Source organism: Pseudomonas trutticola BRTCR10 (assembly GCF_056155105.1).
Genome location: NZ_CM149552.1, coordinates 5946495 through 5958203, shown reverse-complemented (window position 1 = coordinate 5958203; position 11709 = coordinate 5946495). Strand labels below are relative to the sequence as shown.

The window sequence follows — 11709 nt, the reverse complement described above, 5'->3', positions numbered from 1 at the left end:
GGGCGTTGCGAGGAATTTAATCTGCCATATAAACAAAACCCCCGGCCTGGGCCGGGGGTTCTGGTATCACTCGTCGAGGAAGGAGCGCAGATGCTCGCTTCGCGTCGGGTGGCGCAGCTTGCGCAGCGCCTTGGCTTCGATCTGACGGATCCGCTCACGCGTTACGTCAAACTGTTTGCCCACTTCTTCGAGCGTATGGTCGGTGTTCATGTCGATACCGAAACGCATGCGCAGTACTTTGGCTTCACGGGCAGTAAGGCCGGACAGCACTTCGCGAGTCGCTTCTTTCAGGCTCTCAACAGTGGCGACATCGATTGGCGACTGCATGGTCGAGTCTTCGATGAAGTCACCCAGATGGGAGTCTTCGTCATCACCGATCGGGGTTTCCATGGAGATCGGCTCTTTAGCGATCTTCAATACCTTGCGGATCTTGTCCTCAGGCATTTCCATGCGTTCGCCCAGCTCTTCCGGGGTCGGTTCGCGACCCATTTCCTGCAACATCTGCCGGGAAATGCGGTTGAGCTTGTTGATCGTCTCGATCATGTGCACCGGAATACGGATGGTGCGGGCCTGGTCGGCGATCGAGCGAGTGATCGCCTGACGGATCCACCAGGTGGCATAGGTCGAGAACTTGTAACCACGACGGTATTCGAACTTGTCCACCGCTTTCATCAGGCCGATGTTGCCTTCCTGGATCAGATCGAGGAACTGCAGGCCGCGGTTGGTGTATTTCTTGGCGATCGAGATCACCAGACGCAAGTTGGCTTCAACCATCTCTTTCTTCGCGCGGCGGGCTTTGGCCTCACCGATCGACATGCGACGGTTGATGTCCTTGATTTCTGCGATGGTCAGACCGGTCTCGGTCTCCAGCGCAGTCAGTTTCTGCTGGCAACGAATGATGTCCGGCTGAACACGACCGATGGCCTCGGCGTACTTGCTCTTGCCTTTGGCCAGGGCGTCGGACCAGCTTTCGTCGACTTCGTTACCCGGGAACTGACGCAGGAAATCGGCGCGTGGCATACGTGCATCACGTACGCACAGTTGCATGATCGCGCGCTCTTGCTGACGCAGACGATCCAGGGCGCTGCGAACACGCTCGACCAGGGCTTCGAATTGCTTCGGCACCAGTTTGATCGGCATGAACAGCTCGGCCAGGGCCAGCAACTCGGCAATCGCTGCCTTGTTGTGACGACCGTGCTTTTTCAGGGCCTTGCGAGTGATTTCCATCTGATCGGACACAGCGCCGAAACGCTGGGCAGCGATAACCGGATCCGGACCGCTTTCGGCTTCTTCTTCGTCATCGGAAGATTCGGCTTCATCGTCGTCGGTATCGTCGTCGGCCTTCGCCGCTTTCGCGTCGATCGGCGGCGGCACTTCCGCTGCAGGCGGCGCAATGCCGTCGTCCGGGTCGATATAACCGCTCAGGACGTCGGACAGGCGACCACCTTCGGTGGTGACGCGAGTGTACTCGGAGAGAATATGGTCAACCGTGCCAGGGAAGTGCGCGATTGCGCTCATCACTTCACGGATGCCTTCCTCGATACGCTTGGCGATTTCAATTTCGCCTTCACGAGTCAGAAGCTCGACCGTACCCATTTCACGCATGTACATGCGCACCGGGTCAGTAGTGCGACCGATATCGGTCTCCACCGCTGCCAACGCGGCGGCTGCTTCTTCCGCAGCGGCCTCGTCGGTATCGGCGTCGGCCAACATAAGGGCGTCCGCATCCGGAGCACTCTCGTGTACGGGGATCCCCATGTCGTTAATCATGCGGATGATGTCTTCCACCTGCTCCGGATCTGAAATATCCTCGGGCAGGTGGTCGTTGACCTCGGCGTAAGTCAGATACTTCTGCTCACGACCCAGTTTGATCAACTCAATAATACGAGACTGCTGTTGCGCTTTTCCGGACATAACACCCTATCCACTGAAGGTCTTGGCGGGCAAAAAACAAGCCGAGGATTATACCTGAGCTATGACCTCACGCGCCAGTTGAGGTCGGGTTTGATGCGGAAACATTGCGACTTAAAAGGTCGCGCAGTTGATTTTTCTCTTCCAGGCTCAGTTCGCTTTGACGCGCTTTCCTGAGTAGTTGTTCCAGATTTCGCTCGCGTTGGCGGGCTGACAAGCTAGTAATGGTGTCGAAAAACTGTTGTTCAAGGTTATCTCCGTCAATCAGCCATTCCTTTTCTGCCAGTGCCTTGAGCAATCGACCCTGTTCAGTGCCGTGCCATCGCGCGATCAACTGAAATGAGTTTAGCTTGGGATTCTTCTGTACGGCTTCGAGCAACGCCACAAGCAACTGGGCGTTGGTCTGATTTTCGTCCGCAATGTGCCCGGCATCTTCGACGCGCTCGGCCAGTTGCGGGTGATGAAGCAGTGTGCGCAGGGCGGTCAGGGTCGGCGATTCGACGCCAATCGGCGTGCGCGGGCGCTGCTGGTCCCGATCGCCGCCACGCTTGCCATTCTTGTCCCAGGGTTTCTTGTCCCATTTCTTGCCGCCGGCGCCGGGTTTCTTCGGCGTCCATTCCTGCTGCGGCACATACATGTCCTGTGCCTGCGGCTGATGGTAGTCGCTGTAATCCGGCATTGCGTCGTAATCGATGCCCGGATCGTAAGCGGGCGGCGCTTCCTGCGGCGCACTTTGGGTCAACTGACTGACGGTTTCGCTGCTCAGGCCGGTGATTTCGGTCAGGCGCTGGCGCATCAGGATGCGCAGGTTGGCGCCCGGCACTTTGTCAATCAATGGTGCCGCGAGGGTGGCCATATGGGCCTTGCCTTCGAGCGAGCGCGGGTCGGCTTCTTCCGTCAGTTGCTGGAAAAAGTAATCTGCCAATGGCTGGGCGTGCTGATTGATCCGCGCCTTGAACGCGTCAGTGCCTTCGGCGCGCACCAGGGTATCCGGGTCTTCGCCTTCGGGCAGAAACAGGAAGCGCGCACGGCGTCCGTCCTGCAGGCACGGAAGTGTCGCTTCCAGTGCGCGCCACGCAGCATTGCGGCCAGCCTGGTCGCCGTCGAAGCAGAACAATACGTTCGGTACGACTCGGAACAGGCGCTTCATATGTTCTTCGCTGGTCGCGGTGCCCAGTGTTGCGACGGCATTCTTCAGGCCTTGCTGGGCGAGGGCGATGACGTCCATATAACCTTCGACGACGATGATTTCATCGAGGTTGCGGTTGTTCTTGCGCGCTTCATAAAGGCCGTAGAGTTCCTGGCCTTTATGGAATACCGGGGTTTCCGGTGAGTTCAGGTATTTCGGCTTGTCGTCGCCGAGGACGCGACCGCCAAAAGCGATGATGCGCCCCCGGGTATCGCGGATCGGGAACATCACGCGATCGCGGAAGCGGTCATAGCGTTTGCCGGTTTCGGCGTTTTCGATCAGCAGGCCGGCATCGATCATGGCTTTTTGCTGAAGCGTGTCGCTGCTCAAGTGTTTGAACAGGTTATCCCAGCCTGGCGGAGCAAAGCCGAGGCCGAAATCCCGGGCGATCTCGCCAGTCAGGCCACGGCCCTTGAGGTAATCCACGGCGGCTTTGCGAGCTGGATGGCTCTTGAGTGCCTGCCGATAAAAGTCGGCAGCGGCGGTCAGCAGTGGGTACAGCGGCGAATCGGTCGGCTGGCGCGGTTTGTGCGGACGGCCGCTTTCTTCGCGGGGAATTTCCATGCCAGCGGCTTTCGCCAGATCCTCGACTGCCTGGGGGAAATCCAGATTGTCGTGATCCATGAGGAAGCCGAGGGCGTTGCCGCCAGCGCCGCAGCCGAAACAGTAGTAGAACTGTTTGTCGGGGCTGACGCTGAAAGACGGGGTTTTTTCTTTGTGAAACGGGCAACAGGCGGTGTAGTTCTTGCCGGCCTTCTTCAGTTGCACGCGCGAGCTGACCACATCGACGATGTCGGTGCGGTTCAGCAGGTCGTCAATGAAGCTCTGGGGAATCAGCCCGGCCATGGCGTTCTCGTCGTCTGCGCTGTAATGGGTCCGATACGAAAGGCTGTCGGACGCGGGTCGTTACTGTAGGCACGCAAAATATGCGGCTCGACCGGTGTCGTCTGCGTTATCGCTGTCGGGAAGTGTATCTGCCGAAAATCCACTGACGTTAGTACCGATCAGTCTTCGACTATTTGAAAGTGTTTCGCTGAATCCGCTGACGGCCGATAAAGGGCCTCGGATAGCTCAATAAAGCGGGCACGCATGCAGGTGCCTTGGGCTGATCGTCGTAAGAGGAATCAGTGGGTGTGCTCGTCAGTAGCCTTGAAAGGCTCGTCAGAAAAGACGTGCACCGCTGGCAAAAGAGCCAGGTCTGACGCGTGAAGCAGGTTTGTCTCGGTCGCGTGTGCGGCTTCGACGGTGAAGCATCAAGCGTTTTACGCAAATGCCATTAGCCCGGCTGAGGGCCGGGCTTAGGCAAGAAGCTTGCTACGAACGTCTGTGTATTAGTACAGACGAACGGCGCGGCGCTGTTCGCGCTGAACTTTCTTGGCGTGACGCTTAACAGCGGCTGCTGCTTTGCGCTTACGCTCAGAAGTTGGCTTCTCGTAAAATTCGCGGCTACGAACTTCAGCCAGTACACCGGCTTTTTCGCAGGAGCGCTTGAAACGACGCAGAGCTACGTCGAAGGGTTCGTTCTCTTTAACTTTGACGGCTGGCATCCAGAGCTACCTTCATTCATTACCGGGGTCAACATCCTCGCGGCAAAAGAGCACTTGAAGACGTCGGTTTTTAAGGGTTGCGGATGTTAACCCCTCATCGCTCGGAATGCAAAGCCTCTGATCGAAAACCGCTGGTCGGGGCATCACGCGGCGACTATTATGCGCGCCTTCGAATTCAGCCTAAACAAGGCGCAAACCCATGCTAGTACTGGGATTAGAAACCTCCTGCGACGAAACCGGCGTCGCATTATATGACAGTGAACGCGGTCTGCTGGCCGATGCATTGTTCAGCCAGATCGACCTGCATCGCGTGTATGGCGGTGTGGTGCCTGAGCTGGCCTCGCGTGACCACGTCAAGCGCATGCTGCCCTTGATTCGTCAGGTGTTGGCCGAGGCTGACTGTGTGCCGACCGAGATCGATGCGATCGCTTATACCGCGGGTCCTGGCCTGGTTGGCGCGCTGCTGGTCGGCGCCTCCTGCGCTCAAGCGTTGGCGTTCGCCTGGGGCATTCCGGCGTTGGGCGTGCATCACATGGAAGGCCATTTGCTCGCGCCGATGCTGGAGCCAAAACCGCCTGAATTCCCGTTCGTCGCTTTGTTGGTCTCCGGAGGTCATACGCAGCTGGTTCAGGTCGATGGTATCGGTCAATACAGCCTGCTTGGCGAGACGCTCGACGATGCCGCCGGCGAAGCGTTCGACAAGACCGCAAAGATGATGGGCCTCAATTATCCGGGCGGACCGGAAATCGCCAAGTTGGCGGAGAAGGGCGTCGCAGGACGTTTCACCTTCCCGCGTCCGATGTGTGATCGCCCGGGGCTGGATTTCAGCTTCAGCGGCTTGAAAACCTTCGCCCTCAACACCTGGCAGCAATGCGTCAGCGTCGGGGACGACGGCGAGCAAGCCCGTTGCGACATCGCGCTGGCGTTCCAGCAGGCCGTGGTGGAGACTTTGACAATCAAGTGCAAGCGCGCCCTGAAACAGGCGGGCATGAAGCGTCTGGTGATCGCTGGCGGCGTCAGTGCCAACAAGGCGTTGCGCATTTCGCTGGAGAAAATGCTTGGTGACATGAAAGGCGATGTGTTTTACGCCCGTCCCGAGTTTTGCACCGACAACGGCGCGATGATCGCGTTTGCCGGTTGCCAGCGTTTGCAGGCCGGTCAGCAGGAAAGTCTGGCGATCAGCGTGCAGGCGCGCTGGCCGATGGAGCAGTTGTCGGCGTTGTGATGAGCGGCGTTCATGAACGGTATTTAAAAATGCCGTTCGCGCCCGGCAAACAGGTCGCGTAGATTGCCGCGGTGGCGCCAGACGATCAGCAGTGTGAGTGCGCTCATCGGCAGCAACGCTTCCGGTTCCTGCCAAGCGAGCAACGGCAGGGTCAGCGGCGTGGCGATCAGCGCCGCCAGCGAGCTGGTGCGGGTCAGATAGAACGTCAGCAGCCAGGCGCATACGGCCAGCAGCGCGGCGGGCGGATACAGGCCCAGCAGCATGCCGGCGGCAGTGGCAACGCCCTTGCCGCCACGAAAACGGAAGTACAGCGGGAACAGGTGACCGATCACGGCGCACACGCCGATCCAGGCCTGATCCTGCAACGAAAGGCCCGCAGCCGCTGCGATCAGCACCGGCAGCAAGCCTTTGCACAGATCACCCAGCAAGGTCAGGATCGCGAGTTTGCGACCGGCCAGGCGCAGCATGTTGGTGGCGCCGGCATTACCCGAGCCACTCATTCGCGGATCCGGGTTTCCGGTCAGGCGGCTGAGCAAAATGGCGAAGGACAGCGAGCCGAGCAGGTAGGCGAGGATCGCCAGTAACCAAAACATGCTAACTATTCCGGGCGAGGACGCCCTGATTCTAACGGCGCATTGCGCCCTTGTCGTGCAGCGGAGAAAAGTGCTTGGACAGAGTGTTTATCGAGGGCCTGGAAGTTGACACCGTGATCGGTGCCTACGACTGGGAGCGCGGCATCCGACAGTGCCTGCGTCTTGATCTGAGCTTCGCTTGGGACAATCGCCCGGCCGCCGCCGGTGACGACCTCACCCTGGCGCTCGACTACGCCAGCGTTTCCACACGCATTCAGGCGTTTGCCGAGCAGGCGCAATTCCTGTTGGTCGAGACGTTTGCCGAGCGCCTGGTTGAAGTGCTGATGACGGAATTCAAGATTACCTGGGTCCGCCTGAAGCTGACCAAGCCCGGCGCTGTGCCGGCCGCCAAGGGTGGTGTGGGTGTGGAGATCGAGCGCGGATGTCGCTGACTCAGGTGTATCTTGGGCTCGGTAGCAATATCGAGCGCGAAACCCATTTGCGCGCCGGGCTCGACGCGTTGGCGACTTTCCTCGTGGATATCCGCTGTTCGGCCGTGTTCGAGAGTCAACCGGTGGGCATCAAGAGCGGGCCATTCTTCAACTTCGTGGTGTCGGCGTATACCGATTTGCCGTTGATGGAGCTGGATCGGCGCTTGAAGTTCATCGAGGCGGACAATGGGCGCTATGCGCCGGAGCGCAAGGGGTTGCCGCTGGATATCGACGTGCTGCTGTATGGCGATCTGGTGGGTAACTTCGACGGTCTGGTTCTGCCGCGGGCAGAAATCCTGAAAAACGCTTTTGTGCTGTGGCCGCTGTCGCTGATTGCGCCGGAATGTGTGCATCCGGGCGTGGGAAAAAGCTTCGCAACGTTGTGGGCCGAGGCGCAGATTGATCAGGTGTTGGCGCCGGTCGCCTTTGAATGGCGCGGCGAACAACTGACCCGTTCGGATTTGCGTTGATCTGACGGACGCTTTCGCGAGCAGGCTCGCTCCCACAGGAGATCCTATTCCAATGTGGGAGCGAGCCTGCTCGCGAAGCATTTCAGGAGGTGTAAGCCTCTTTGTAAGCCTTCAACGCCTTGAGCCGTTCGCGCTTGAGCGCTTCGCCCAGCTCCGGGCCTTTAAATCCCTTCTCCAGCAACGGCTGCACCGCCACGCCCCGCGCCTCATTGGCCGCGCCGCGCAGATAATCCGCCTGTGGATAACTGCGCTGTTCCAGCCCCTTGCGTCCGCGCGCATCCATCTCGCAAGCGATGATGAATTCCTCAAAGCGCTGCGGCCGGCGATACACATCAAAACTCTGCAGTAACTCCAGCAGCGTCGAAGCCTTCAACTCCAGAGCGCGATGTCCATGGGTATGGTACTGGCCGACCAGTAGCGCCAATTCCTGACAGTCCTTCGGTGCCTTGAAGCGCTCATTGACCGCTTTGATCAGCTTCAACCCCGTGTGTTCGTGGGCGATGTGTCGCGGCCACTCTTCTTTTGGCGTAAGCCCTTTGCCGAGGTCGTGCAGCAAGCAGGCCCAGCGTACGGTCAGTGGTTGTTTGTGCAGCGCCGATTGCTCCAGCACGCTCAGGGTGTGGATGCCGCTGTCGATTTCCGGGTGATGGATTTCCGGTTGCGGCACGCCAAACAAGGCATCGACTTCCGGCATCAGCACTTTCAGTGCTCCGCATTGACGCAAAACCTCAATGAATACCTGCGGCTGATCTTCCATCAGTGCCCGGGAGATTTCCTTCCAGCTACGTTCGGCAGTCAGCGCTTGCAGTTCGCCGGATTCGCTGAGCTGACGCATCAGCTCCAGGGTCTCGGGCGCGACGGTGAAGCCCAGTTCGGCATAGCGTGCGGCGAAGCGAGCAACGCGCAAGACACGCAAGGGATCTTCGGCGAACGCCGGGGAAACGTGGCGAAGAATTCGATCTTCAAGGTCGCGCTGACCGTGATACGGATCGGTTAGGTTCTGCTGATCGTCCTCGGCCATGGCGTTGATGGTCAGGTCGCGGCGGATCAGGTCTTCTTCAAGCGTTACTTCGGGGCTGGCGTGAAAGGTGAAACCGCCGTACCCACGACCGCTCTTGCGTTCGGTGCGGGCGAGGGCATATTCCTCGCCGCTTTTTGGGTGAAGAAACACCGGGAAATCCGCGCCGACCGGGCGATAGCCTTGCGCGAGCATTTCCTCGGTGCTGGCGCCGACAACGACCCAGTCGATATCGGTGACCGGTTTGCCCAGCAGGCGATCGCGTACTGCACCGCCGACCTTATAAATCTGCATAAAAAACCTCCGTTAGCCCGACAGGATAACTCTTGCGTCGGACTTTCGGAGGCCAGAACCGGATCAAAGATGAATGACGGCCAGGTCGAGCCGACCGTAATCCCCTTCGCTGTGTTCACTGCGTGGCGGAACGTGATGGGTCTTCATGATCTGGTCACCCTGCAGGGTTTCCAGATGAATATCGAAGCCCCACAGGCGATGCAGGTGTTTGAGCACTTCGTCGGTGGAGTCGCCCAACGGTTTGCGGTCATGTTGCTGATGGCGCAAGGTCAGGGAGCGATCACCCCGTCGATCAATGCTGTAGATCTGCACGTTCGGCTCACGATTGCCGAGGTTGTATTGCGCTGCCAGGGTTTCGCGGATGATCCGGTAACCGGTTTCGTCGTGGATTGCCGGTACCAGCAGATCGTCCTTCTGGTCGTCATCGAGGATGCTGAACAGTTTCAGGTCGCGGATTACCTTGGGTGACAGGTACTGCAGGATGAAGCTCTCGTCCTTGAAGCTGCTCATGGCGAACTTGATGGTCGACAGCCAGTCGGTTCCGGCAATGTCCGGGAACCAGTGACGGTCTTCCTCAGTGGGTTCTTCACACATGCGCCTGATGTCCCGGTACATGGCGAAGCCCAAGGCGTAAGGGTTGATGCCGCTGTAGTAGGGGCTGTCAAAACCTGGCTGGAACACCACGCTGGTGTGCGACGTCAGGAACTCCATCATGAAACCGTCGGTGACCAGGCCTTCGTCATACAGATCGTTCATCAGCGTGTAGTGCCAGAACGTTGCCCAGCCTTCGTTCATCACCTGAGTCTGGCGTTGTGGATAGAAATACTGGGCGATCTTGCGCACGATCCGCACAATCTCGCGTTGCCACGGTTCCAGCAACGGCGCGTGTTTTTCGATGAAGTACAGGATGTTTTCTTGCGGTTCTGCGGGGAAGCGCGCGTTGTCCTTGTCGCTGTATTTGTCTGCACCTTTGGGAATCGTGCGCCACAGATCGTTGATCTGCTTCTGCATGTGTTCTTCGCGATCTTTCTGCCGCCGCCGTTCTTCCTCGGCGGAAATCGGATAGGGGCGCTTGTAGCGGTCGACGCCGTAGTTCATCAAGGCGTGGCAGGAGTCGAGCAGGTCTTCCACCGCGTCGATGCCGTGGCGTTCCTCGCATTGCATGATGTATTGCTTGGCGAACACCAGGTAATCGATGATCGAGCTGGCGTCGGTCCAGGTTCGGAACAGGTAATTGCCCTTGAAGAAGCTGTTGTGGCCGTAGCACGCGTGCGCCACCACTAGCGCCTGCATGCAGATGGTGTTTTCTTCCATCAGATAGGCGATGCACGGATCGGAGTTGATCACGATCTCGTAGGCCAGCCCCATCTGCCCGCGACTGTAGGATTTTTCGGTGCTGAGGAAGTGTTTGCCATAGGACCAGTGGTGGTAACCCAGCGGCATGCCCACCGAGGCGTACGCATCCATCATCTGCTCGGCGGTGATCACTTCGATCTGGTTGGGATAAGTATCCAGCGCATAACCGGCCGCGATACGGGCGATTTCGCGGTCGTAGGTCTGGATCAGCTCGAATGTCCATTCGGAGCCGGTGGAAATGGGTTGGCGCTTCTGCTCTTTGGCGGTCATGTCACTAACCTGCGCTGGAAGAGTTCACGGAAGACCGGATAGATATCCCCGGCCGAGACCAGTTGCTGCTGGGCAAACGTGTCGGAAAAGGCTTCGGCGATGCGCTCGTATTCGTACCAGAGGGCCTGGTGTTCGCGCGGGGTGATCTCCACATAAGTGTAGTACTGCACAAACGGCATGATCTGGTTGATCAGTATGTCGCGGCAGATCGGCGAGTCGTCGTTCCAGTTGTCGCCGTCGGAAGCCTGTGCCGCGTAGATGTTCCATTCATTGCTCGGATAACGCTCGGCCATGATCTCCTGCATCAGCTTCAGCGCACTGGAAACGATGGTGCCGCCGGTTTCCCGCGAATAGAAAAACTCTTCTTCATCGACTTCCCGGGCACTGGTGTGGTGGCGGATGAACACCACGTCGATCTTGTCGTAGTTCCGCTTGAGGAACAGATACAACAGGATGAAAAAGCGTTTGGCGATGTCCTTGGTCGCCTGGGTCATGGAGCCGGAGACGTCCATCAGGCAGAACATCACCGCTTTCGAGCTGGGGTTAGGTTGTTTGATCAGCAGGTTGTATTTCAAGTCGAAGGTATCGAGAAACGGCACACGGTGGATGCGCGCGCTGAGTTTTTCGATTTCGGCTTCGAGTTCCTGAATATCGCCGAAGTTGTCCGGCTCTTCGCGTCTCAGGCGCTCCAGTTCTTCTTTGACTTCGCGCAGTTTCGCCCGACTGCTGCCGGACAGGGCAATGCGCCGAGCATGAGCCGAACGCAGGGTGCGGATGATGTTGATCCGTGACGGATTGCCTTCGTTGCTGATCCCGGCGCGTACGGTTTTGAACGTGTCAGTGCCGCTGAGGTTGCGTTTGACCAGGTTGGGCAGTTCGAGGTCTTCGAACATGAATTCGAGGAATTCTTCCTGGGTGATCTGGAAGACGAATTCGTCCATGCCTTCGCCGGAATTGCCGGCCTTGCCCGGTCCGCGCCCGCCGCCACCACCCGGTGGCCGGGCGATGTGTTCGCCGGCCGTGAATTCTTTGTTACCAGGATGAACCACGGTCTGCTTGCCGCCACGGCCGTGGTGAAGCACCGGTTCGTCGATGTCGCGACCGGGAATACTGATTTGCTCGCCGTGTTCCATATCGGTAATGGAGCGCCGGCTGACCGCCTCTTCGACAGCCTTTTTGATGTGGTCACGGTAACGCCGCAGGAAGCGCTGACGGTTCACCGTGCTCTTGTTCTTGCCATTGAGACGTCGGTCGATCACATAACTCATAGGAGGCCCTCCGGGCAGCTTCAAGTTGTGAGCTTCAAGCTGCAAGTAAAAGCAGGTTCCCGGGCATCAGTGGGTTACGCGCTTTGTTCTTGCAGCTT

At 58.6% G+C, this 11709-nt stretch carries 10 protein-coding genes; 3 read left to right on the top strand and 7 right to left on the bottom strand.

Features of this window, described 5'->3' with window-relative positions; all coding sequences use genetic code 11:
* Window positions 1-66 precede the first annotated feature (66 nt).
* The 3 genes from rpoD to rpsU form a co-directional block, all read right to left on the bottom strand.
* Complete coding sequence (gene rpoD / locus ACVVH8_RS27130; protein WP_103304418.1) at window positions 67-1914, bottom strand: RNA polymerase sigma factor RpoD; 1848 nt, start codon at window positions 1912-1914, stop codon at window positions 67-69.
* 67 nt (window positions 1915-1981) lie between these two features.
* On the bottom strand, window positions 1982-3946 hold the full coding sequence (dnaG, locus tag ACVVH8_RS27125) for a DNA primase (protein WP_475227227.1): 1965 nt from the start codon (window positions 3944-3946) through the stop codon (window positions 1982-1984).
* Between the two features lie 485 nt (window positions 3947-4431).
* Window positions 4432-4647, bottom strand: a complete 216-nt coding sequence (rpsU, locus tag ACVVH8_RS27120) for a 30S ribosomal protein S21 (RefSeq protein ID WP_002551877.1) — start codon at window positions 4645-4647, stop codon at window positions 4432-4434.
* A gap of 199 nt (window positions 4648-4846) precedes the next feature.
* Between rpsU and tsaD the strand changes: the two genes are divergently transcribed.
* Window positions 4847-5872, top strand: a complete 1026-nt coding sequence (gene tsaD, locus ACVVH8_RS27115; protein ID WP_103304416.1) for a tRNA (adenosine(37)-N6)-threonylcarbamoyltransferase complex transferase subunit TsaD — start codon at window positions 4847-4849, stop codon at window positions 5870-5872.
* A 23-nt stretch (window positions 5873-5895) separates the two neighbouring features.
* On the opposite strand, the gene plsY is transcribed toward tsaD, so the two are convergent.
* Window positions 5896-6465: a glycerol-3-phosphate 1-O-acyltransferase PlsY gene (gene plsY / locus ACVVH8_RS27110; protein ID WP_103304415.1), complete on the bottom strand. Its 570-nt coding sequence runs from the start codon at window positions 6463-6465 to the stop codon at window positions 5896-5898.
* A 74-nt stretch (window positions 6466-6539) separates the two neighbouring features.
* Between plsY and folB the strand changes: the two genes are divergently transcribed.
* Window positions 6540-6896, top strand: a complete 357-nt coding sequence (gene folB / locus ACVVH8_RS27105; protein WP_475227222.1) for a dihydroneopterin aldolase — start codon at window positions 6540-6542, stop codon at window positions 6894-6896.
* Window positions 6887-7405, top strand: a complete 519-nt coding sequence (gene folK, locus ACVVH8_RS27100; RefSeq protein ID WP_213026750.1) for a 2-amino-4-hydroxy-6-hydroxymethyldihydropteridine diphosphokinase — start codon at window positions 6887-6889, stop codon at window positions 7403-7405. The genes folB and folK overlap by 10 nt, the downstream gene beginning before the upstream one ends.
* Window positions 7406-7487: 82 nt before the next feature.
* On the opposite strand, the gene ACVVH8_RS27095 is transcribed toward folK, so the two are convergent.
* The 3 genes from ACVVH8_RS27095 to ACVVH8_RS27085 form a co-directional block, all read right to left on the bottom strand.
* Window positions 7488-8717 carry a multifunctional CCA addition/repair protein gene (locus ACVVH8_RS27095; RefSeq protein ID WP_213026749.1) on the bottom strand — a complete coding sequence of 410 codons (1230 nt, stop codon included), beginning with the start codon at window positions 8715-8717 and terminating at the stop codon, window positions 7488-7490.
* A 63-nt stretch (window positions 8718-8780) separates the two neighbouring features.
* Entirely contained in the window at window positions 8781-10343 is a 1563-nt protein-coding gene (locus tag ACVVH8_RS27090) for a SpoVR family protein (RefSeq protein WP_103304412.1), read from the bottom strand.
* Window positions 10340-11611, bottom strand: coding sequence for a YeaH/YhbH family protein (locus ACVVH8_RS27085; protein ID WP_007910114.1), 1272 nt, complete (start codon window positions 11609-11611; stop codon window positions 10340-10342). Before ACVVH8_RS27085 ends, ACVVH8_RS27090 begins: the two co-directional genes overlap by 4 nt.
* Window positions 11612-11709 lie beyond the last annotated feature (98 nt).